Below are 20,999 nucleotides of genomic sequence, written 5' to 3' on the forward strand. Positions count from 1 at the left end.
CCCGATACGACAAGCGCGGCTACATCTTCCTCGGCACCGCAACAGCGGCAGCCCTCACCATCTGGCTCCGAACATGATCGGCCGGACAAGTCCTAAGCGCCGGCGGAGGGCCAGGCCGACCCCGCTGGCCGGAACGGTCAAGGTGCCAGGCGGCTGACCGGCTCGCAGTGCTGAACGAGCTCGGCGTGGTGATGACATCCACATCGCGACGGCCCCGCACCCGAACGACCAGGTGCGGGGCCGTCGGTATTGCTTGACCCCGACCACCGCGCTGCTGCTCTACGCCGCCGCCCTCACCGTATCTGCGGGGTTCACGGTACGGCCGTCACGGGAGCGTCGCTGCGGCCGTCCTGATGGTGCACGGCGCAGACGCGTTCGGGGTGGCGGAGGACTTCGAGTTCGTGTGCTGGCGGTGCTGAGGACGGACTCCATCCAGGGCCGCCCAAGAGGTTCCGGACGACGGCGCATTCGGCACCAGCCGTCCTCGCCCGGCGCGAAGACCGGCATCCCTGTGTATCCCGAACGCCTCAGCCGTACCTCCCAGTCACCGATGATCAACGAAAGTGATCTCCTGGCCGGATCCTTCAAGCCCCGAGAGCGGTTCGCTCGCAATGAGCTGGATCGACCGTCGGCTCCGGCCGGCCCGATGGTTCGCGCCGCGCTCCGTCGGTTCGCCCGTCATGCGATCCTCGGTCCACGCGTCACCCCAGCACCAATTGCATTAATTATGGACAATCAAGCATTATCGCTATTAATCTATGTTCTGTGATGTTTCCTGTAGTGAGCAGTCGGAAGCTGCCCGCGGCGACCTTATAACCGGTGAATCGGCGACAGCGCGAAAACACGTGGCACCGGCCGCGATTTTGGCGCTGGCGCTGGATGGAGTGACCGAAGGCCGGCCGTGGGTTAGCTGTTGTTGGACATGAGCGCTTCTCCTACGTCGCGAATGTCCTGCCGCGGTCTCGGCCGACGGGTTGTTGGCGCTCCTGCCCGGTGCTCACCATCCGACCGACCATGGAAGTGAATGTGTCCGCACGTTTCGCAGAGAAGGTCATCCTGATCACCGGAGCCACCTCCGGTGTGGGCCGTGCGAGTGCCGAGCGAATTGCGAGCGAAGGCGCAAAGGTGATCCTGGCGGCCCGCGGCCAGGAGGCCGGCCACGCACTGGAGGCGGAGATCCGCACCGCCGGAGGCGAGGCCACCTTCGTAGCCGCCGACGTGAGAATGGAATCCGAGGCGGCGAAACTGGTCCGGCAGGCGGTGAGCCGCTACGGCAGACTCGACGGCGCATTCAATAACGTCGGAGCCCCCACTACCATGGGCCCCATCACCGACATAGACAGCAAGGCGTGGCATGCCGAACTGGAACTCAACCTCAGCAGCGTCTTTTATGCCCTGAAGTACCAGATTCCCGCGATCCGCGAATACGGTGGCGGGGCGATCCTGAACAACGCTTCAACCTGCGCCGTCGGCGCGTACCCCCACACGGCCGCCTACGACGCCGCCAAACACGCGGTTCTTGGGCTCACTCGGTCCGCGGCGCTGGACATGGCCGAGGCTGGCATACGGGTCAACGCGCTGCTCACCGGCGGCGTCGACACCCCCTTGACACGGCGGCTGGCGACGATGCACCCGACCCTGACACCAGAGGAGTCCTGGCACGAGCAAGTGGCGTACCAGCCGGTCGGGCGAATGGGCCGGCCGGAAGAGATCGCCGCGTTCGCGGCGTTCCTGCTGAGCGATGAAACCATGTTCATCACCGGAGCCGCACTCGCGATCGACGGTGGTATGACCGCCCGCCTGTAGCGCACGCCTCCGCCGACGTCCAGGCTTGATCCAAGCTTCGACGAAGCGCTGGCGCTTCCCGGAGGGTCCGGTTACTCGGCGAGCCACGCGTGAGGCCAGCGCATCCACATGCCAGCGGCGGTCTCGTCGTCGCTTTCGGCAGGTGGAGACCAGACGATGTCCTCGTTTGTGCGTACGGCCGTACGGCGTTCCGCGCGACCGGTCCGGCGTTGACATGGGGCATGCTGGGCTTCCCGGAAGTCTTCTATCTGTGCTTCGGCTGCCGGTGTGCCTTGGTGATCACAGGGACGGAGCCCCGGGAGCGCGCAGGCAGGGTGCCATGGGGACCGCCGGCCAGTCTCCTGCGGGTGCTGGCGGTCAGGGTGCGGATGTGGTCGGTGAAGTCGGGGCCGGGCAGGGGCAGGTCGAGGTCCGCGTCGACGTAGCCGACCGCGGCCGGAACATATTCGAGGACAGCGTCTACCGCGGCGGGCACGTACGTGCCCGCCGCAGACATCTCGGCTTTGAGAGCGCCCAGAATGCGCAGTGTGGTGGGCAGGAGGATGGCGTCCGTCATTGATGCCTAGTGCAGAAGGGTGCTCACGACGTCGGGCAGGTCAGCGGTGGGGGGCGGTGGCGGCTGACCCGTCTGACTGTCCGGCTGCTCCTCAGCCCGGGTGCCGGAAGGCGGCTGCGGCGCGGTCTGGACGTGGCGAGTCTGGGTGTGCCACCAGCGGGCTTCTCCTCGTTCACCGAGCGAGAGGTGGTGGAGATAGAGGCAGTAGGAGGCGGCGGGATCGCCCGCGCCGGCGGCGTACTGCCACCAGAATCGGGCGGATTCCTCGGAGTCCTTCAGCTGCAGGATGCAGCCCAGGACGCGGGCTCCGGGCGGTTCGGGCAGGGCTTTGGTGATGAACGCGCCGAGGGAGTCCATGGCCGTTCGGGCGACGACGGTCTCGGACAGCGTGCGCAGGTCCCGTGCCGCTTCCGCCTCGTCGGGCGGGGACTCCCCCGGAGCTGTGGGCGCTGGCTCGTCGAGTGCCGCGCTCATCCGGGCGATCAGCCGCTGTTCGGCCGTCTCGGTCTCCTGCGGAGTGTAGGGATCCGAGTGGAGCAGGGCCCGGGCCAGGAGTTCATCAACGGGTGAGGTCATCGGCGCGTCCTTCCATGGTGCGGTCCGGCCCGACGATCTCGCGCAGACGACGCCGGGCGTGACGGGCGGTCGAGCGGACGGTCGGTGCTGTGATGCCGAGCGCGGCGCCGACTTCCTCCGGAGTCAGACCGTGGAGGTAGACCATCACCATGACGTCCATCTGCCGGTCGGTGAGCGTGCGCAGGGCCCGGAAGAGAGCCAGGGACTCGGTGATCTGGCCGATCGGGTCGACGGCGTGGCGCAGTGCGGCGGTGTCGAAGGCGGCCTCGTCCAGCAGGGGCCGGCGGTTGCGGGCCTTGGCGTGGTCGGAGATCTTGTTGCGGAGGATTCCCCAGGCGTAGGCGGCTGGGTTCTCGCTGCCCAGGACCTGGTCCCATTTGGTCCAGAGCTGCAGAAGGTGTCGTCGGCGACATCTTCCGCGTCGTCCCGGTTGCGCAGGAAGGTCTCCGCGTACTTGATGTATCGGGGACGGTGCATCTGGTGGAAAGCCGAGAGGTCCAGGGGCAGTCGTCGGGTCATCGGGGTGACACCGTATGTGTGAGGGGTGGGGTCCGTGGTCACCGGCCGCTCCTCCCGTCGCGGGGGCGGCTCAGTTCTGTCACCCCGGCGCGGACTCCGGCGGCCGCGAGTCGGCGTAGCAGGACGACGGCATCCCGGCCGAACACGCGGATCGCTAGGGCGATCAAGAACACGTCCCCGGCAAGTTCGATGGTCAAAGCGGTTGCATCCCCTCCGGGTTATACACGGCGGGTCTGTCCCCAGCAGACCCGGGAGTGCGCTGTGATGCGCCTCCACTACCTATGACTGCCGCCAACCTCTGCGCACGCAGCGCAACGTCGTGGTCACGGATCTGCGTTCCCGATTGCTCACGCAGCCCTCCCGCCTTCTCCGTTCGCCTGTCTCCACCTGCACGGAGGTAGGTAAGTTGATGGCTCCAACATGTTTATGAGCGAACGCAGCAAACGACTCATCCGCCCACTTGTGGTGCGGCTCACACCTGCGCGGTACGGGACAGGCCGTCGGACTTCACGGAAAACTCCACCAGCGCACGATGGTCTCCGGACGCCCCTCAGCCACTGGGCACTTTCCCGGCACCCTGGAACAAGACCGGCAACTATCCAGCTGCGCTCAGTCGTCCATCGGGTATGGCACACCCCCGCACCCCACCACATTTCCCGGCTCCGGATGAATGGCCGCACTGCGGCCACGGCACCATCCCGGAGGACCTGGTCGGCTGCCGCGGCATCCATGTCCCCGGCCATACGTCATGCCTTGCCCATCTGGCCGACACCGACCGTGACACCTACCTGGCCGGCCTGACCCCCGGCACGGACATCGACCACCGCGGCACCCCCTTCACCGCACTCCTTCTCAATACCTTGCTCGACGCCCTGCGCGACCCCGCCACCGGACACCCCCGCCTCGGTACCGCCAGGTTCCATTCGGCAACCTTCCAGGGCAACGCCGGGTTCGGCTCGGCGACCTTCCAAGGTATCGCGGGGTTTCACTCGGCAACCTTCCAGGGCCTCGGGGGGTTCTACTCGGTGAACTTCGAGAACCACGCAAATTTCGCCTCGGCGACTTTCGAAAGCGTCACGAGCTTCGGGTCGGCAGCCTTCGAGGGCGAGGCCTGGTTCTACTCGGCGACCTTCAAGGACGACACCGGGTTCGGTTTGGCGACCTTCCGGGGCGAGGCCGGATTTAACTGGGCGAGCTTTCAACACAATGTCGGATTCGAGTCGGTGACCTTCGAGTGCGACGCCTCGTTCGAGCAGGCGGTTTTCGAGCGGGCGGCGAGGCTTGGGCCACTGGTGTGCGCCGGGTGGGTAGGGCTGTCCGGTGTGGTATTCGGTGGCCCAGTGACCCTCTCGTTCGCCGCGCGCGGCGTGGAGTGCCGGCGAACCCGCTGGTCGGCAACGGCCGAGCTGCGTCTGCGCTACGCCACGGTGGACTTCTCCCACGCGGTCTTCGAATACCCCCTCAGGATCGCTGCGGAAGCCGACGCCTTCGTTCTCCCCAACGGACAGCAGACAGAGGAGCGAGCTTTTGTCGGCACGCCCGACGCTGCGGTGCGATTAACCTCGCTGCGCGGGGTGGATGCGGCCCATCTGGTCCTTGCCGACGTCGACCTGTCGGGCTGTCTGCTCACCGGAACCGTGCACCTGGACCAGCTACGGCTGGAGGGCGCCTGTTCCTTCGACAACGTCCCGCCCGGCACGTACTGGCGGCACTGGCGCCCGGTTCGGTTCACCCAGCGCCGCACTCTCGCCGAAGAACACCACTGGCGCGCCAGGCAGCGGTCCCGGGCTGGAACGTGGCCGTGTTCGGCGCCGGACGGATAGGGCCGGCGCAGCTGGCGCCGGTGTACCGGGCTCTGCGAAAGGCGTTCGAAGACAGTAAGGACGAGCCGGGGGCGGCGGATTTCTACTACGGCGAGATGGAGATGCGCCGCCGCGGCCGCGCCGGCACCACCCGCGCGGAACGCGGACTGCTGCACGGCTACTGGCTGCTGTCCGGCTACGGCCTGCGCGCCTCCCGGGCCCTGGGCTGGCTCGCCTCCACCATGCTCATCACCGTCGTGCTGCTCATGGGCGTCGGGCTCCCGAAGGACAATCCGAAGCAGGAGGCGACCGGAACCGTGCCGCCCGGCGGAGGCAAGGTCACCTTCGAGATCGACAAGGCTGATCCCCAGAACCCCACAGGGCCGAAATTCACGGGCAAGCGCTTCGAGAAGTCGTTGAACGTCACCCTCAACTCGGTGGTCTTCCACTCCAGCGGACAGGACTTGACCACCGTCGGCACCAATGTCGAAATGACCTCCCGCCTTACCGAGCCCGTCCTCCTGGGCCTGGCGGTCCTGGCCGTCCGTAACCGCGTCAAACGCTGAGCCAGTGGGCAGCGGTCGGGTCCGTCATACGTCCTTCAGACACCGATCCGGACAGCTGGTACTGCGGCGATCCGGGGAACATGAGACAGGAGAACCACGACGAGTCGCGCGGCCATGAGGAACCCCGGTGCGGTGCGGTCAGGCGCGGAACTCGGCGCCCTCGCGCAGACAGTCGCCGAGCCACTGCCATTCGCGCAGCAGGGCCTCGTGCGCGATCCGCAGCAACTCGCCAGACTCCTCCGCGTTCCGCGGGCGGGTCCACACGAGCAGCTTCTCGCGCACCATGCGCCGCGCCAGCCGTGTCTGGCCCTCGTCGAGTTCGGCGGCCGGTATGTCGTCGGGCACGAACCTGCCGACCCCGTCCGGGCGGGCCAGCCGCTGGAACAGCCGCCGTGCCGCGTGCTCGTCGGCTGCGCCGTCCGCGACAGCCCGGTCCAAAGTGGCCTGCGCGTGCCCCGCCAGAGCCCCGGACAGCCCGCCCAGTTCCTCGTACGCGGCCGTGGTGAGACGTCCACCTGTACGGTGCCGCCACAGCTCGGCGAGGGTGAACTCCAGCAGCGGCAGGCAGTTCGCCTCCCCGTGCGCCTCCTGGGCCTCGTGCGCGTCCCGCAGCAGCAGTTGCAGGAGCCCCGGCTGGAGCGTGACCCCGGGAATGGTCCGCAGAGGTTCCGAGACGACCCGGGCCAGCGCCGCCTCGGAGAGCGGGTCGGCGTACACGAGCGCGGCCTGCCGTTCGGCGGCGGGCAGCGCGGGGGCCAGCACGTCGAGCGTGGCGTGCCGGGCCGACAGCACCGCCCGTAGCCCGCGGCCCGGCACGGTGTCGGCGACATCGGTGAGTTCGCGCAGCCACGTCACGACCTGCCGGGCCGCCCGGGGCGCCGCCGCGTACTCCTCGAACTGGTCGAGCAGCAGCACGCACAGCCGGTCCCCGGCCGCGGCGCGCAGCCGCTCCCGCAGCCGCGGCAGCAGCCCCGCGCGCAGCAGCGACGACTTCCCCGTGCCCGACTGACCGGTCAGCAGAGTCAGCGGACGGACCCGGACGGCCTCCGTGAGGTCCTCCGTCTCCTTTTCCCGGCCGTGGAAGAGGTGCGAGTCCTCCTCCTCGAAACGCAGCAGGCCCTTGAAGGGGCCCGAGCCGTCGGCGGCTTCCTGGAGGGCGAGGCGCCGTTCGGGGACGAGATACGCCGTCCCCTCCAGGCCCGCGCGCCCGCGCGTCGCGAGCATGCCGACCACCGCGCGTGCCTGGACGTCCCAGACCGGACTGCCGCTGAAACCGCCGGCGAGCGGCACGCTGCCCTGCCCGGCATCGAGCTGGAAGCGGCCCCTTCCCTCGCCGCCGCGTAGGACTCCATGGGCGTTCACGCCGGTGCGGGTGGTCTCCGGGAAACCGTAGACGCGGGCCTCGATCCCCCAGGGCGGCACATCGAGGCCGGCCAGCGGCAGGGGCGTGGTGCCCGGCACCTCATCGGCGAGGCGCAAAACCAGGACGTCGTCCGCCGGGCGCCACTTGGCGACGGTGGTCGCGACCGGCGCCGACGGGTCCGCGAGCAGCGGGAAGTCCGCCCGCAACGGCACATCCGGAGCCGCCGAGTCCGCCTGCGGCTGTCCGACCAGCAGGTGGGCACAAGTGCAGACGAGGTCGGGAGCGAGCAGGAAGCCGGCGCCGCGAGGCTCGCCGTCCGGGCCGAGGATCCGGGCGAGCCCCCACTCAAAAACCGCGCCGGAGGAGGAAGAGAGCGGCGGCGTTATGTCAGAGGCCGCCATCGCGCCCGCCCGTGCCGGCAGCGGTGATGTCCGGCGGGCCGGTGTCCTGCGCGTCGGTGTCCGGCGCGCCAAGGTCCTCGGCGCGGACGGCGGCCCCGTCCGCCAGCTCCGTGTCACGGCCCCGTCCGCCCGGCTGCCGCTCCCACTCCAGCAGGACCTTGAAATGCCCCTCGGAGGCGGCACGCGCCAGGACGACGCCCGCCTCCGCACTCAGCTTCACCCGAACTCCAGGGACACCCGGTCAGGGGCCTGAGGCATCGCGCGCAGCGAGTCCAGTACGTCCTGTGCGGCAGGCCGGACCCGGTCCACCGCCTGCCGCAGGGTGTCGGCGGTGTCCACCGTGCGGGCCGCCCGCTGCCGGGCGATCGGCTCGTACGGGTCACCGTCGTACGGCGCTGACGAGGACGCGTCGTCGACCTCCGCCCGCACCACCGTGCCGTCACTCGTCTGGAACTCGGTCGTGTCCGTCATCGCGTCCGCCGGCCCGTCGCGTCCGTCACACCACTGCGCCACATGGGGGAACGAGCTTAGGAAATGCGCGCACGACAGGCAACGGCTTCAACAGCCAAAGGGAGCAAGCGAGTTACGGCCTCCGCCGGATGGTCTGCCGTACAGGGCACCAGCATTCCTGACCGCCGTCGTCGCCGCCGCCGCCGACACGGCACCGAAGTGGTCCGCCAGTCCGCACCACCCAGCACGCGACAGGGAACCGATCTCCCTGACCGTCCCAGAGATCCGCCATCTGCTCACCGTCATCCTCGGCTCACCGACCATGACCGCGGCCAGGCTGCTGCGCTGGTCAATCTGGCGCAGAGCCACCCGGCACAGCCCGACACAGCCACTATCGACGACGATCACCAACGATCCTGCTGGATCGGTCACGAAACCGCACTGGAGTACTAGGACACCTCTTCGGCGTCGCCGGAAGCACACTCACGCGGGCCGTCCAAGAGGTGCGGCCCCTCCTGGCCGTGCACGCGATCCCGCCCTCAACCGCCAGATTCCGCACCCCGACGGACGTGGCCGCCCACCTCGACACATACGGCAGCCAGGCCCCGAGGAAGACCAAACCCGCATGTTGATTCTCTGCGAGCCCTGAGGCACCGAGATCCGGGCGGCAGCCCGACCTTCGAAGCCTCCGAGCCCCGCCCGGTTCTCCGCACGCCGCCGGTAACAGTACGCGTGAAATCGTTCGGCACGGACACTTTCGTACTGAACGCTTAGTATGCTAGGTCCATGACTCCTCACCAGCGCCGCGACATGCGGGCGGACATCCTCGACGAAGCACGGAAGCTGTTCGGGACCAAGGGCTACACCGTGACCTCGATCGCCGACCTGGCCGAGGCCCTCGGCGTCACCAAGGGCGCGCTCTACTACCACTTCAAGTCCAAGGAGGCGATCCTTTCCGCCCTGGTCGCCGAGCCGGCCGCCGAGATCGCGGTCATCGCGAAGGACGCGGCGGGCCGGCCGGCGCGGGAGTTGCTCGGCGCGCTGATCGACCTACAGGCCCAGCATCCGGCCGCGTACATGGCACTGCAGTCCGGGGACGTCTCCGTCCTGCAGGAGCACTCCCAGCGCCACGACTTCGCTGGGAAGACGGAACTGATCATCATGGCGATCGCCGGCCCGCACCCCTCGCCCATCCGCCTCATCCGCGCCCGCATGGCCGTCGCCGCGGTCAAGGAGGGCGCCATGGCCGCGCTCGTGGCAGGCCACGGCAAGCTGACCGACCCGACGCGGCTGGCCCTGCTGGAGGCCGCGATGGCCACGCTCGACGCGGGCGGCGAGTCCTGAGGTTCGCAGTGGCGAGCATACTAAACGACTGGTATGTTTAGTGCTCGACGACCGGCCCGCATCCCCGCGCCCGGCTTCCCCGACATTCCTGGGACCACGGTGAACAGAACGACTTCCGAACTCACCCCGAAGACCGCCCCCGGCACATCCCTTCCATCGCGCGGGGCGTGACGTCGTGACCACCGATCCAGCGGCACTCGAACGGCTCGCATCGGGCAAGTACCTGCTGGTCACCACCTTCCGTGGGGACGGCAGGCAAGTACCGACGCCGGTGTGGGTGATCCGCGACGGCGACGCCCTCGGCATTTGGACGGTCGCCGACTCCGGCAAGGCCAAGCGGATTCGCAAACGGTCCGACGTCCTGGTCGGCGCGTGCGACATACGCGGCAACCCCTCGGGCGAGCAGCTCCCGGGCCGGGCCGTCTTCCTCGACGCCCCGCAGACCAAGCGCTATCGCGGTCTCGTGGGACGCAAGTACGGCCTGCCCGGGCGGCTCACCGTGCTCGGCAGCCGACTGCGGCGCGGGAGCGACGGGAGTGTCGGCATCCGGATCACTCTCGACTGAGGGGCTCCGGTGAGCCGTAGTGCACGAGTGTGGTCGGCACGACGGTGCGCCGGTACGGAAAGCCGCCACCGGTACGTGGCGCTCCCTCGGCCATACGTGTGATGAGCAACCGGCCCGCCTCACGGCCCAGTTCGTCGCTGTCGTACGCGACCACGGTCAACGGCAGGCCGAGTGTGTCCGCTAGTTCGAAATCGTCGAAGCCGGCCAGCGTGGTGGTGGTTTCGGCACGGCGGACGGCGCGGAAGGCCCCGATGGTGTTGCGGTTGTTGGAACAGAACAAGGCGGTGGGGGGTTCCGGCAGGCCGAGCAGTTCCGCGGCGGCGCTCGCCGCCTCGCCGGTCTGCTGCTGTCCCTGCCTCACGTAGGCGGGGTCGGTGGGCAGGCCCGCGGCGGCCAGGGCGTCGGAGAAGCCGCGCAACCGCTCGGTGCTGGTATAGACGGCGCGCGGCGAACCGAGGAATCCGATCCTGCGGTGTCCGGCGCCGAGCAGCCCCTCGGTGGCCGCGCGAGCGCCGCCGTAGTCGTCGACCAGTACAGAATCCGCAGCGAATCCCTCGGGCGGACGGCTGGCGACCACGACGGGCACACCCTTGGCCGCGGCCGCGGCCAAGTGCCGCTGGTCCGCGCCGGCGGGCACGGCGATGATGCCGTCGACCCTCCGGCCCACCAGGTCCTCGACGAGGGCGCGCTCGGTGTCCAGGTCCTGGCCGGTGTTGCCGATGACGGCCTTCAGGCCGTGCCGGACGACAACGGAGTCGACACCCAGCGCCAGTCGTGAGTAGAAGGGGTTGGCCAGGTTGGTGACCACCAGGCCCACCAGGCCGGTACCGCTTCCCAGACGCAGGCTGCGGGCCGTCTCGTTACGGCGATAACCCAGTTCCGCGACCGCCGCACGCACGCGAGCGGCGGTCGCGGGAAGCACCTTCGGATCGTCACGCAGAACGCGGGAGACGGTCATGGCGCTGACCTTCGCCTTCTCGGCCACGTCACGCACCGTCGGCTGGGCGTCCTTCGACCCGGGTGTGTCCGGCATGCCCGCCGTGCTCCCTTCGTCCGTTCTCACGCGGTGGCAGCCGCGCGTGCCGCGCCGATCAGTGCCGCGTCCTCGGCGGAGCCAGTGGGCTTCACCGCACGAGTATGCCGTGCGGTGCCGACCGGGACGCGGCCCGGACCGGTGGTGGTCCCCGCAGGACTCCGAGGGGTGTCAGTGCGCCGCGAGCCGTCGCCCGGGTCCGCATTGCCCGGGTTCACTTCGTCCGGCACCCAGCCGCCCGAGGCGAGTCCGCCGCGCAGCGCGGAGCCGACGAGATCCCAGGAGCGCGCCATGGAACCTCCGACGACCAAGGCGGTCGCGCCGAAGTCCACCAGACGCGGGCCGAGCGCGTTACCCAGCACGGTCATGGCGTCGGCCAGCACCCGGCAGGCCCGCTCCTCCCCCGCCTTGGCACGCTCGGCGATGTCGCGGACGTCGGCCGCTGGATCGCCGTACCGGGCGAGGATCGCACGGCGCGAAACGGTGTCCTCCAACGGCCTGCCGCCGACCTCGGTCAAGTCCATGCGCCCCTCGGGCGGCACCCCGGGGCCGTCCTCGCGGATCAGGCCCTCGGCAAGGAACGCCGAGCCGACGCCCGTACCGAGCGTGATGCCGACAGCACGAACGTGACCGCGGGCCGCCCCCGCGAACCACTCACCGGCCAGGAAAGCCTGTGCGTCGTTGAGGAACACGACATCGCCGCGACGCTGCCACAGCCCGCCGAGGAGTGCCGCGCCCACATCGACCCCGTACAGGGCCTCGAACTTCCCGACACCGGCGAAGAGCGCGACCCCCTTCGCGTAGTCGAACGGCCCTGGCACCGCCACGCCCCACCGTGCCCCGGCAGGCACCGGCAGCCCGGCGGCGCAGCGGCGTACGTCACCCACGATGTCGCCGGCGGCGCCGTGCGGGTCGAGCGGCTTCCTGGTCCGTTGGACGACCCGTCCCCCTGGCAGGTCGACGAGGGCGGCGGTGACGTGGGTGCCGCCGATCTCCAGGACGGGGATCAACGGACGAGCGCCTTCACGACCCGTACCGGCCCACCGCCGACGGCGCGCAGGGTGTAGCGGCCGACCGCGGCCGGTACGGTCAGCGTTTCCGCGTAGGCCAGTTCGTGCTCGTCCCCGGCCTCCGTGCGCACGACGACGCCCTCGCCCTCCACTACGTTCAGTAGGTGGAAGCGGTCGTGCGTGTGGTCGTCCGCCTCGGCGTCGGCGTCGATCACGCATCTCCTGACCTCGTAGAACATCTCGTCCAGCGCGCCGATGACCTCTTCCCGCCAGCCGGCGCCCGCGCGCAGGGTGCGCGGCTCCTGCACCAGGTCGCGGGCGACGCTCCCGCCGCGCCGCCCGTTCTCCAGGTTGGCGAATCCGTGTTCGTACGGCAGGGGGCGCGGGGTGCCGTCGGCGGCGGGCCGGAGCCAGTCGTAGAACCTGAGGCTGTACAGGTACGGGGTGGCGCTGATCTCCAGCACCAGATTGCCGGCCCCGCTGGCGTGCGGGGTGCCCGCCGGGATCATGTACAACTGCCCCTGCTCGGAGGGGAAGGAGAGGACGTGGTCCTCGGGGTCCAGGGGCACTCCCCCGGCGATGGACTCCTGTACCTCCTTGCGGAAGACGTCGACGTCGGCGTCCTCACGCAGGCCGAGGAAGACCTTGGCACCGGGGCCGCCGAGGGTCAGGTAGTACGTCTCGTGCTGGGTGTACGGCCAGCCGAAGCGCTCGCGCATGTACGGCTCCTTCGGGTGGCAGTGCACCGAGAGGTTGCCTCCGCCGACGGTGTCGAGATAGTCGAAGCGGATCGGGAAGGAGGTGCCGAAGCGGGCCTGCACGTCGCCACCCATCACGCTCTCGGGTTCCAGCACGCACATCAGCTGGAACGGCACCTCGACCTGAGCCCCCGGCCCGGTGCCGATGAGGATGCCGGCCTCGGGCGCGATCAGTTCGTAGCCGAGCGCGGTGTTCTCCGCGTCGGGGTTGAACCCGAGCTCACGCTGGGCCCAATGGCCGCCCCAGGGCGTGGAGTTGAAGTACGGGCGAGTGCGGACGGGTCTGCGTGCCAACATCGCGTAGGTGGCACGCAGACCCTCGCCGTCGATCGACACCGGGCGGTCGGGCTCCTGCATGTCGAGCCAGGCGTCGAGGCCGTGCGCCAACGCGTCGCGGTGGCGGTCGAGCATCGGCCAGTCGACGTAGAACAGCCGCCTGAAGTCGGGCTTCCCGTCCGGTAGTCCGAGGTTCGCCCCGCGCGTGCCTGCGGCCACGTCTGCCTCCGCGTACCGCTTGGGCACGTCGGCGTACCACAGCAGGTCGTGCTCCACGAGCGCTGCGCCGGGACCGTATACGACCAGAACCCCTTCCCGCGGGGGAGCCGGTCGCGGAAGGGCGTCGAAGAGGTCGTCGAGGGGGTTCTCGGCGAGCTTGCGGAAGTAGGGGTCGCCCGCGTCCTCCGGTCCCTCGGTACGGCGCTCGACGTGGGCCGGTGGCGCGTAATTGGTACGGACGTCGAGGAGGGCGACCGGGGTGCCGCGCGCCGTCAGCCCGCGTTCGAAGCCGTCGCGGAGTCGCTCCCAGTCGACGGACGGGGGCCCGTCGACGGCCACCACGGCGGGACCGGCCGGAAGGTGCCCGGACACCGCCCGCCAACCGGTGGTGAGCACGGCCTGGGGTACGGGGGTGTAGCGCGGGTCGAGACGGTACATGCGGTCTCCTTCTGGCGAGGTGAGGGGCGGCGCAGGGAAAGCCGCGCATGAGCTTTCGGCTGTGCGCATCCCGAAGGCGGATCCCGAGGAGTGTTATCGTTAACACGCCGCACGACGAGGTTGCCCGCCGAACACCGCCGATGTCAACCGAACGTCGCCGCGGCAGTCCGACGACAGGCCCTGGAGGACGGTCTCCGCCAGGCGTGCCCCCTCGTCGAGGTCGTCGCTCGTCGGGTTGAGGACGTGCTCGACATATGCCTCCGACCGGCCGAGGGCTCCGGTGGGCCGTAGCGCACGAGTGTCGGTACGGGACGCCGCGCCGGGCACGTCCCGATCCCCCGGCCGTACGCGCGAGGAACAACGGCTCGCCTCACCGCCGAGATCCAGCTCTGCGGGGCGCTGATCACCAGTCAAAGCCCTGCGGCCGGTTCCGATCCCGGTTCCGTAGGCGCGTATCGCCGTCGGGGGAGGTTCCGGCTATCAGATCTGCGGCCTTCTCGGCTATCGCGAGGACGGTCGCGTTGGTGTTGGCCTCGGGCAGTGTCGGCATGATCGAGGCATCGACCACCCGCAGGCCCTCGATCCCCTTCACGCGCAAGTACTCGTCGGTCACTGCCGCGGCGTCAGTGCCCATCCGGCACGTGCCCCCGGTGTGACAGTACGAGATGACCCCCTGGCGCAGGTAAGCATGCAGGTCGTCGTCGCTCCGCACCGCGGGACCGGGAAGCACCTCGTGGTCACGCCAGGACTCAAGGGCCTTCGAACTGCCTGCCTGGCGTGCCAGGCGCAGGCCGGCGATCATGCGGTCGACGTCCCGTCGGTCCGTAAGGAAGCCGGTATCGATGGCGGGCGCGACGTTCGGGTCTCCCGAGACGAGCGTGACGGAGCCACGGCTGTGTGGCGACAGCAGGCCGACACCCAGGGTGTAGCCGCTGGCCAGGCCGGGCGGTGCCAGCGGCACGTCCATAAAGAAGAGGTGCAGGTCCGGCCGGGTCACGTTCTCGCTGCTGCGTACGGCGGCGAAGACATCGATGTGGTTGCTGTCGCCGGGGGTCATGTCCGCCGCGTAGGTGACCACCCCCACGGGGTGGTCGGACAGATTGGCGCCGACCGCGGGCAGATCCCGGACGACCTCGATGCCGTGCTTGCGGAGCATGTCAGCAGGTCCCACCCCGGACAGGTGCAGAAGGTGCGGCGAGCCGACGGCTCCTGCGCTCAGTACCACCTCGCGGGTGGCTCGCGCCTCGAACTCGGCCCCGTCCCTGACGTAGCGGACCCCTGCGCACCGATCGCCTGAGAAGGTCAGCCCCACCACCAGGCCGTCGGTGGCCACGGTGAGGTTGGGGCGGCCGGTGGCAGGCGCCAGGTAGGCGTCGGCGGCGGACTGCCGGACCCCGTCGGCTGCGGTGAGTTCCGTCCAGGTGATGCCCTCGGGGTCCGCGCCGTTGATGTCGTTCGACACCGGGATGCCGAGGTCCTGGAATGCCTCGAAGGCCGCCCGGGACGCGGGGTGGGGGACGTTCACGGGCCTGGGGCGCACCGGCCCTCGGGTTCCCCGGTAGGCGGGGTCGAGCCCTTCGGTGTGCTCACTGCGCCGGTAGTACGGCAGGAGATCGGCGGATCCCCAGCCGCGGACGCCCCACGCGTCGATGGCCGCGGGATGGCCGCGTACGTGCATCATCGCGTTGATGGCACTGGAGCCGCCCAGCACCTTGCCGCGCGGGTAGACGATTTCCCTGTTGTCCAGCCCCGCCTGGGCGACGGTCTGGAAGCCCCAGTCCACCTCACCGCCCCACAGGCTGAACCATGCGCCCGGAACCGCCATCTCCGGCGGCCCCTCCGCCTGCCCTGCCTCGATCAGCAGCACCTGGACGTCCGGGTCCCGCGACAGACGCGCCGCCAGTACCGAACCAGCCGTACCGGCCCCCACCACCACGAAGTCGAAATCCTGCGCTACTTCAGTCATGGGTACATCCCTCAATCACTTGTCAGGTGTTCCTCTTGACGTTCCGTCACTTACGGATCGAACCGTCCCTTACAACTCGAACAACCACTTGCTGTGATTTAGCGGGGCATCCGACCGGAGGCGGAGAACCACAGCCACCCGAGGAAAGAGCACACCCTTCGCAGGAGCGGCATGGATCTCGAGCTCGAACCGGTCACCGCCAGCCTGGGTGGACCACCCCAGGCGTCGGCGCGATGCCCTCGGCCGCCTTCGGATCCTGCCATCGACAACTCCGACAAAACGACCTCACCAGCAACGTACCAGCCGTTCAGTAGGCACGCCAGCCCGGGCCGCCGGAATCCCTCGCCCGCCGCGAGCGCCGCACCGCGGACGTCCGCCCGCACGCCGCGACGCCGGCGAGGGGCCCCGGAAACTCACGTACCAATCGTTCAGTACGGCATTGACATACTGAACGATTGGTACGTACGTTGGTTGTGCGGTCCAGGGGATCGGCCCCTGCAAGCCGAGGAGGAACGAAATGACCCACGAGCGGACGTGGGACGTGGTGCGCCGCTACCACGAGGCGTGGACCACGACCAAGGACTTCGACGCGGCCTCGCGACTACTCGCGGAACGCCTTGAGACGGACCTTCCCGTCAACACGTACGTGGACAAGGAGGAGTTCGTGAAGGCGATCCGCGGCTTCGGCGAAAGTGTGTCGAGCGTCCAGCTCCTGTCGGCGTGCGCCGGCCCCGCTCCGGGTGAGGCGCTGATGATCTACGACTTGGTGCTCGACCCGATCGGGACCCTTCGGATCGCCGAGCAGTTCAAGGTCGCCCGGGGCCGGATCACCTTCATCCGTCAGGTCCACGACACGGCGACCATGCGGGCGGCGGGGTTCGCACCAGCCCTGTCGCTGTGACCAACCCCGCTGCCGGATAGCCGCGATGGCGGCGCCGACAAGGATCAACGGCGATCCGGTCGGCTTACGGCGGAATGCGCTGTCAGATCACCACCGAAGCCGACAAGCAATTTCAGAAGGAGATGAAGGCGGAACAATGACCGAATACAACGAGCGCGTTGCCGAGGTATCGGGCGAGCTTCTCCAGGCGATTCGCGGCGTCCTGCTCAAGAAGAAGGTCCAGTACGACGAGTACTCGGCTGCGGTTCTGTGGGTTCGTGATCTCGTAGACGCCCGCGAGGTGCCGATGTTCATCGACAACCACTTCGAGGCGACGGTCGAGCAGGCCACGTTCGACGGCTTGCCCGGCTCGCAGGGAACGGTCGAGGGCCCGTACTACGTCGAGAACGCGCCCCTGCTGACGGAGAAGCCCTACGTCATGCCGATGCGCGACGATGAGCCGGGCGAGACGATGGTACTCAGCGGCCAGGTCCTCGACCTCGACGGCAAGCCCCTTCCGGGCGCTCTCATCGACATGTGGCACGCCGGCAACGACGGCACCTACTCGAGCTTCGTCGGCGACGCTCCCCCGCTGAATCTCCGGTGCAAGATGATCACGGACGAGGAGGGGCGCTTCCAGGTCAGGACGATCAGGCCCCAGCCGTACCAAATTCCCACGGGCGGCCCCACAGGACGCTTCCTGACCATGATCGGCCGCCACGCGTGGAGGCCCGCACACTTCCACCTCAAGGTCTCGGCCGAGGGCCACGACCTGGTGACGACACAGCTCTACTTCCGCGGCGGGGACTGGCTCGAAGGCGACGGCGACGTATCGGGAGCCGTCAAGGAAAACCTGAAGATCGACGTGACCCGGAACGAGGACGAGGACGTGGCAGCGCTGTACTCGCTGAGCACCCCGTTCAACTCGTGCGAGTACACCTTCCACCTGCGTCCCGCAGCGTGACCACGTGGCACGAGAGGTGAAGGCCGAAACCGTCGCGGACGTCCAAGAGCGCCCGTTTCCGTCGCGGACGGGTGGACGGCCCGGCCCGGCGGACACCACGCGCGAAGCCTGCCTGGCGCTCCCGGACATTTACGGTCCCTCGCCCGTTCGCCATCGTGCCGCTTCACCCCCGCCGAACAGGAACGTGAAGTGTGGCGGACGACCGCCCACTCTCCGAACACCACCACAGGAGGACGAAAATGAACGTCATAAGAAACGGACTCGAAACGATGGCCGGCCCCCCCGAAGGGTTCACCGGGGACGTCTACATCGACGTGATCAGCAAGCCCCTGCCGCCTTCCCGGATCATGGGCGGAGTGGTCCACTTCACGCCCGGGGCCCACACGGCGTGGCACAGCCACCCTCTCGGCCAGACGATCTACGCCACCGAGGGAGTCGGCCTCGTCCAGCGCGAGGGAGGACCGGTCGAGGAGATCCGGCCGGGCGACCGCGTCTCCATCGAGCCGGGTGAGAATCACTGGCACGGCGCCGCCCCCGGGTGCTTCCACACCCAGATCGCCTACCAGGCCGCCGACGAGACCGGCAACCACACCACCTGGGGCTCCCACCTCGCCAAGGACGAGCACCCCGGGTAGATCCCACAGCGGCGCCCTTCCCGTCCTTCTGGCATGAAGATCATCGCGGTCGACCACAGGCCCCAGCCAAAAACCCACAGCCGACGCGCGGGGGCCGCCGAGCCAATCGTCCGGCGGCCCGCAACCGGCACCCAAGACGTCATCCCATCCGGATGACCGGGCGGTCCCCAGGACTCGCAGATCCCCGGCACTCGCGCTCACCCAGCGGCGCCGCTCCGCCCCGGCCGCCCCGGTCGGCGCCCAAGGTCGGTACGGAGCAGGGTTCACACCGTCCGCGGCTCACCCCCATCCCCACATCCAACGATCACCCGCTGACCACCACCACCCGAAAACTCCACCACCCCATTGGAGAGCACACCATGCGCGCAGCACTCATGTACGGCGCCGGTGATGTCCGTGTCGAGGATGTCGCCGATCCCGTCATCAAGCACCCCACCGACGCACTGGTCCGCGTCACCGCGGCCGCCGTCTGCGGGAGCGACCTGCACCTCTTCAACTCACTGAGCCCGACGGCCGGGCCCCTCCGGATGGGCCACGAGTTCGTCGGCGTCGTCGAGGACACCGGCTCCGAGGTCACCACCCTCAAGCGCGGCGACCTGGTCGTCTCCCCGTTCGCGATCTCCGACAACACCTGCGAGTTCTGCCGCGAGGGCCTGCACACCTCCTGCACCCACCCGGAGGCGAACTACTGGGACTTCAAACCCGACGAGGGCGCCCAGGCCGAGGCCATCCGCGTGACCCTGGCCGACGGCAGCCTCGTCAAGCTCCCCGTCGCCGCGGACTCGGCGCTCATCCCCTCCCTGCTGACCCTCGCGGACGTGTACTGCACCGGCCACAGCGCTGCCGTGCTGGGCGGCGTCAACGAGCACACCCGCGTCACCGTGATCGGCGACGGCGCCGCCGGCCTGATGGCCGTACTCTCCGCCAAGCTCCTGGGCGCCGAGCAGATCATCCTCATGGGACGCCACCCGGACCGCACCAACCTGGGCCGCGAGTTCGGCGCCACCGACATCGTCGCCGCCCGCGGCGCGGAAGGCATCGAAGCGGTCCGCGAACTCACCGGTGGACAGGGCACGCAGGTGGTCATCGAAGCCGTCGGCCACCTGCCCGCCTACGAACAGGCAGTCGGTGTCGTGCGCGCGGGTGGCATCATCAGCCGCATCGGCGTCCCGCAGTACGAAGAGGCACCGATTGGCATGGCCAGCCTCTTCATGCGCAACGTCCGCCTCACCGGAGGACTCGCCCCGGTCCGCGCCTACATCGAGGAACTCATGCCCGCCATCCTCAACGGCACCATCGAACCCGGAAAAATCTTCGACACCACCACGGACGTCGACGGCGTTCCCGCCGGATATCAGAGCATGGCCGACCGGCAGAGCCTCAAGGTCCTCGTCAAGCCCTGACCTCGGGACACAGATGGGGGCCAGGCAGGGCCACACCCCCCACCTGGGCGTGGCCCGCGGTGCCCGCCAGCGGTGCGAACAGACGCCCTTGTCGCCCGCCGATGTCCTGCAGGCCGGCCTCGAACCGCCGGTCGCAGTCCCCTTCGAGGGTGTCCTTGTCAGTGCCTGTTTTCGATCCTCGGCTGACCGTCTGCCCAGCTCGGGATTCGAACAGGGCCTTGGCGGCGAGGGCGGGCCAGTGGGTTCGGCGGTTCTCGTGCTGCGTAGAGTGGAGACGGCCGGACATACCGGTCATTTTGGAGGTGCATCGATGGATTACATTCTTGATCCTGAACTGGCTGCGATAGTGCCAATGATTCCTGCCATGGATTATTCCGATGTGCCGGGCATGCGTGCTCTGGTCAGGCAGTTCCTGGACGCGGCTCCGTCGTATGAGTCGGCGAGGGCGTTGAGCGTCGAGGACATCAGGATTCCGGGGTATGAGGGGGCGCCGGATGTCGAGGGGCGTGTGTATGTGCCGTCCGAACGGACTGACCTCGTCCCCTGTCTGATTTACCTGCATGGCGGTGCTTATGTCACGGGTGAAGTGGCCGGTATGGACAATCAGGCCCGCCTGATTGCTGACCGGGCTGGCATAGCCGTGGTGAGCGTGGGCTACCGGTTGGCTCCTGAAAACCCCTATCCGGCCGCCCTGGACGACAGTTACGCGGCCCTTGTCTGGGCAGCCGGTAAAGCCGGGCGCGGCCATGGCATCGACAATGCCCGAATCGGGGTTCTGGGAGAAAGTTCCGGGGGTGGGTTGGCAGCCGCTCTGGCCCTTGTCGCCCGAGACCGCGGAGGGCCCGCACTGGCTGCGCAGTTCCTTGACGCGCCTACCATTGACGACCGGCTGGACACTCATTCCATGCGGGACCTTCCCGTTACGCCGACCTGGAATGCCTCCAACTCGCCGTACAGCTGGAAGTACTACCTCGGTGATTTCGAGCCAGGTAGCCCACAGGTGCCGCTCTACGCGGCTCCGGCCCGCGCGGCATTCAAGGACCTGGTCGGCCTGCCCCCCACCTGGATGGCCGCCTACCAGGTCGATCCCACACGCGACGAGGGGCTGAACTACGCACACCTGCTGATTCAGGCAGGTGTACCGACAGAGCTGCACCACTACAGCGGAGCGTTCCACCTGGCCCATGCCATCCCCGGAACCGCTCTCGGGACCCGCATGATCACCGAGCGGATCGCCGCGATCCGGCGACTGCTCCATGCACCGTCCGCCTGACGACAAAGGAGTGCGCCCGGCCGGACGTTCCTCGCCCTCGTGCCTCAGGACGGCGACGCCCCCGCCGCTCGGCAAGCAGGGACACCTGCCGCAGCGTCCCCGGCAGCAAGGTCGAGGACCGCGCGGGCCAGCAGCGGCCCCAGCGGACGCATCACGCAGGCGGACCTCGTCCAAGTCGACGTCCAAGACCAGGTGC

20 protein-coding genes are annotated in these 20,999 nt (G+C 68.9%); 10 read left to right on the forward strand and 10 right to left on the reverse strand.

The genetic code is table 11. The annotated features are described in order from the left end of the window. Nucleotides 1–1,026 precede the first annotated feature (1,026 nt). On the forward strand, nt 1,027–1,806 hold the full coding sequence (locus ACFYYH_RS14825; RefSeq protein WP_388550477.1) for an SDR family NAD(P)-dependent oxidoreductase: 780 nt from the start codon (nt 1,027–1,029) through the stop codon (nt 1,804–1,806). A gap of 244 nt (nt 1,807–2,050) precedes the next feature. Here ACFYYH_RS14825 and ACFYYH_RS14830 read toward each other — a convergent pair whose 3' ends face one another. The 3 genes from ACFYYH_RS14830 to ACFYYH_RS14840 are packed head-to-tail and all read right to left on the reverse strand — an operon-like array spanning nt 2,051 to nt 3,473. After that, on the reverse strand, nt 2,051–2,362 hold the full coding sequence (locus ACFYYH_RS14830) for a hypothetical protein (RefSeq protein WP_388550480.1): 312 nt from the start codon (nt 2,360–2,362) through the stop codon (nt 2,051–2,053). Between the two features lie 6 nt (nt 2,363–2,368). After that, entirely contained in the window at nt 2,369–2,938 is a 570-nt protein-coding gene (locus ACFYYH_RS14835) for a hypothetical protein (protein ID WP_388550482.1), read from the reverse strand. Then, a complete protein-coding gene (locus ACFYYH_RS14840; RefSeq protein WP_388551176.1) occupies nt 2,922–3,473 on the reverse strand; it encodes an RNA polymerase sigma factor in 552 nt (183 codons plus the stop codon). Before ACFYYH_RS14840 ends, ACFYYH_RS14835 begins: the two co-directional genes overlap by 17 nt. A gap of 610 nt (nt 3,474–4,083) precedes the next feature. On the opposite strand from ACFYYH_RS14840, the gene ACFYYH_RS14845 reads away from it, so the two are divergent. Together ACFYYH_RS14845 and ACFYYH_RS14850 are read left to right on the forward strand one after the other, a co-directional pair. Next, entirely contained in the window at nt 4,084–5,280 is a 1,197-nt protein-coding gene (locus tag ACFYYH_RS14845) for a pentapeptide repeat-containing protein (RefSeq protein ID WP_388550484.1), read from the forward strand. Nucleotides 5,281–5,300: 20 nt separating this feature from the next. Next, entirely contained in the window at nt 5,301–5,825 is a 525-nt protein-coding gene (locus ACFYYH_RS14850; RefSeq protein WP_388550486.1) for a hypothetical protein, read from the forward strand. A gap of 138 nt (nt 5,826–5,963) precedes the next feature. On the opposite strand, the gene ACFYYH_RS14855 is transcribed toward ACFYYH_RS14850, so the two are convergent. Genes ACFYYH_RS14855 through ACFYYH_RS14865 form a run of 3 tightly spaced genes read right to left on the reverse strand, consistent with a single transcriptional unit; the run spans nt 5,964 to nt 8,060 of the window. Continuing rightward, complete coding sequence (locus ACFYYH_RS14855; protein WP_388550489.1) at nt 5,964–7,589, reverse strand: trypsin-like peptidase domain-containing protein; 1,626 nt, start codon at nt 7,587–7,589, stop codon at nt 5,964–5,966. Further along, nucleotides 7,576–7,809, reverse strand: coding sequence for a hypothetical protein (locus tag ACFYYH_RS14860; protein WP_388550492.1), 234 nt, complete (start codon nt 7,807–7,809; stop codon nt 7,576–7,578). Before ACFYYH_RS14860 ends, ACFYYH_RS14855 begins: the two co-directional genes overlap by 14 nt. Then, nucleotides 7,806–8,060 carry a CU044_2847 family protein gene (locus ACFYYH_RS14865; RefSeq protein WP_388550495.1) on the reverse strand — a complete coding sequence of 85 codons (255 nt, stop codon included), beginning with the start codon at nt 8,058–8,060 and terminating at the stop codon, nt 7,806–7,808. The genes ACFYYH_RS14860 and ACFYYH_RS14865 overlap by 4 nt, the downstream gene beginning before the upstream one ends. 765 nt (nt 8,061–8,825) lie before the next feature. Here ACFYYH_RS14865 and ACFYYH_RS14870 point away from each other — a divergent pair. Together ACFYYH_RS14870 and ACFYYH_RS14875 are read left to right on the forward strand one after the other, a co-directional pair. Next, entirely contained in the window at nt 8,826–9,383 is a 558-nt protein-coding gene (locus ACFYYH_RS14870; protein WP_388550498.1) for a TetR/AcrR family transcriptional regulator, read from the forward strand. 175 nt (nt 9,384–9,558) lie between these two features. Beyond that, nucleotides 9,559–9,948: a PPOX class F420-dependent oxidoreductase gene (locus tag ACFYYH_RS14875; protein WP_388550501.1), complete on the forward strand. Its 390-nt coding sequence runs from the start codon at nt 9,559–9,561 to the stop codon at nt 9,946–9,948. Here ACFYYH_RS14875 and ACFYYH_RS14880 read toward each other — a convergent pair. The 4 genes from ACFYYH_RS14880 to ACFYYH_RS14895 form a co-directional block, all read right to left on the reverse strand. Then, the gene (locus tag ACFYYH_RS14880; RefSeq protein WP_388550503.1) at nt 9,935–10,981 is read right to left on the reverse strand and encodes a LacI family DNA-binding transcriptional regulator; all 1,047 of its coding nucleotides are present in this window, start codon (nt 10,979–10,981) and stop codon (nt 9,935–9,937) included. The two genes, ACFYYH_RS14875 and ACFYYH_RS14880, sit on opposite strands and share 14 nt — an antisense overlap. A gap of 26 nt (nt 10,982–11,007) precedes the next feature. Further along, a complete protein-coding gene (locus ACFYYH_RS14885) occupies nt 11,008–11,991 on the reverse strand; it encodes an ROK family protein (RefSeq protein WP_388550506.1) in 984 nt (327 codons plus the stop codon). Further along, nucleotides 11,988–13,682 (reverse strand): class I mannose-6-phosphate isomerase, encoded by a 1,695-nt coding sequence (locus tag ACFYYH_RS14890; RefSeq protein WP_388550508.1) that lies wholly within the window; start codon nt 13,680–13,682, stop codon nt 11,988–11,990. The genes ACFYYH_RS14885 and ACFYYH_RS14890 overlap by 4 nt, the downstream gene beginning before the upstream one ends. A gap of 403 nt (nt 13,683–14,085) precedes the next feature. Beyond that, nucleotides 14,086–15,648, reverse strand: a complete 1,563-nt coding sequence (locus tag ACFYYH_RS14895) for a GMC family oxidoreductase (RefSeq protein ID WP_388550511.1) — start codon at nt 15,646–15,648, stop codon at nt 14,086–14,088. A gap of 517 nt (nt 15,649–16,165) precedes the next feature. On the opposite strand from ACFYYH_RS14895, the gene ACFYYH_RS14900 reads away from it, so the two are divergent. From ACFYYH_RS14900 to ACFYYH_RS14920, 5 genes are all read left to right on the forward strand, one after another. Continuing rightward, nucleotides 16,166–16,549: a hypothetical protein gene (locus ACFYYH_RS14900; protein WP_388550514.1), complete on the forward strand. Its 384-nt coding sequence runs from the start codon at nt 16,166–16,168 to the stop codon at nt 16,547–16,549. 136 nt (nt 16,550–16,685) lie between these two features. Next, nucleotides 16,686–17,492, forward strand: coding sequence for a catechol 1,2-dioxygenase (locus ACFYYH_RS14905; protein ID WP_388550517.1), 807 nt, complete (start codon nt 16,686–16,688; stop codon nt 17,490–17,492). Nucleotides 17,493–17,731: 239 nt separating this feature from the next. Next, the gene (locus ACFYYH_RS14910) at nt 17,732–18,127 is read left to right on the forward strand and encodes a cupin domain-containing protein (protein WP_388550520.1); all 396 of its coding nucleotides are present in this window, start codon (nt 17,732–17,734) and stop codon (nt 18,125–18,127) included. A gap of 359 nt (nt 18,128–18,486) precedes the next feature. Continuing rightward, nucleotides 18,487–19,530: a zinc-binding dehydrogenase gene (locus ACFYYH_RS14915; RefSeq protein WP_388550523.1), complete on the forward strand. Its 1,044-nt coding sequence runs from the start codon at nt 18,487–18,489 to the stop codon at nt 19,528–19,530. Between the two features lie 310 nt (nt 19,531–19,840). Further along, nucleotides 19,841–20,803, forward strand: coding sequence for an alpha/beta hydrolase (locus ACFYYH_RS14920; protein WP_388550525.1), 963 nt, complete (start codon nt 19,841–19,843; stop codon nt 20,801–20,803). The last annotated feature ends 196 nt before the right edge of the window (nt 20,804–20,999 follow it).

The organism is Streptomyces sp. NPDC002018 (assembly GCF_042890865.1).
In the GTDB taxonomy this organism is placed as follows: Bacteria; Actinomycetota; Actinomycetes; order Streptomycetales; family Streptomycetaceae; genus Streptomyces.

What these genes read in the sequence shown, in the direction of transcription:
- ACFYYH_RS14830 (WP_388550480.1), bottom strand. Translation starts at nt 2,362, where the DNA reads ATGACGGACGCCATCCTCCTGCCCACCACACTGCGCATTCTGGGCGCT.
- ACFYYH_RS14835 (WP_388550482.1), bottom strand. Translation starts at nt 2,938, where the DNA reads ATGACCTCACCCGTTGATGAACTCCTGGCCCGGGCCCTGCTCCACTCG.
- ACFYYH_RS14845 (WP_388550484.1), top strand. Translation starts at nt 4,084, where the DNA reads ATGGCACACCCCCGCACCCCACCACATTTCCCGGCTCCGGATGAATGG.
- ACFYYH_RS14855 (WP_388550489.1), bottom strand. Translation starts at nt 7,589, where the DNA reads ATGGCGGCCTCTGACATAACGCCGCCGCTCTCTTCCTCCTCCGGCGCG.
- ACFYYH_RS14865 (WP_388550495.1), bottom strand. Translation starts at nt 8,060, where the DNA reads ATGACGGACACGACCGAGTTCCAGACGAGTGACGGCACGGTGGTGCGG.
- ACFYYH_RS14870 (WP_388550498.1), top strand. Translation starts at nt 8,826, where the DNA reads ATGACTCCTCACCAGCGCCGCGACATGCGGGCGGACATCCTCGACGAA.
- ACFYYH_RS14880 (WP_388550503.1), bottom strand. Translation starts at nt 10,981, where the DNA reads ATGCCGGACACACCCGGGTCGAAGGACGCCCAGCCGACGGTGCGTGAC.
- ACFYYH_RS14890 (WP_388550508.1), bottom strand. Translation starts at nt 13,682, where the DNA reads ATGTACCGTCTCGACCCGCGCTACACCCCCGTACCCCAGGCCGTGCTC.
- ACFYYH_RS14895 (WP_388550511.1), bottom strand. Translation starts at nt 15,648, where the DNA reads ATGACTGAAGTAGCGCAGGATTTCGACTTCGTGGTGGTGGGGGCCGGT.
- ACFYYH_RS14900 (WP_388550514.1), top strand. Translation starts at nt 16,166, where the DNA reads ATGACCCACGAGCGGACGTGGGACGTGGTGCGCCGCTACCACGAGGCG.
- ACFYYH_RS14905 (WP_388550517.1), top strand. Translation starts at nt 16,686, where the DNA reads ATGACCGAATACAACGAGCGCGTTGCCGAGGTATCGGGCGAGCTTCTC.
- ACFYYH_RS14910 (WP_388550520.1), top strand. Translation starts at nt 17,732, where the DNA reads ATGAACGTCATAAGAAACGGACTCGAAACGATGGCCGGCCCCCCCGAA.
- ACFYYH_RS14915 (WP_388550523.1), top strand. Translation starts at nt 18,487, where the DNA reads ATGCGCGCAGCACTCATGTACGGCGCCGGTGATGTCCGTGTCGAGGAT.
- ACFYYH_RS14920 (WP_388550525.1), top strand. Translation starts at nt 19,841, where the DNA reads ATGGATTACATTCTTGATCCTGAACTGGCTGCGATAGTGCCAATGATT.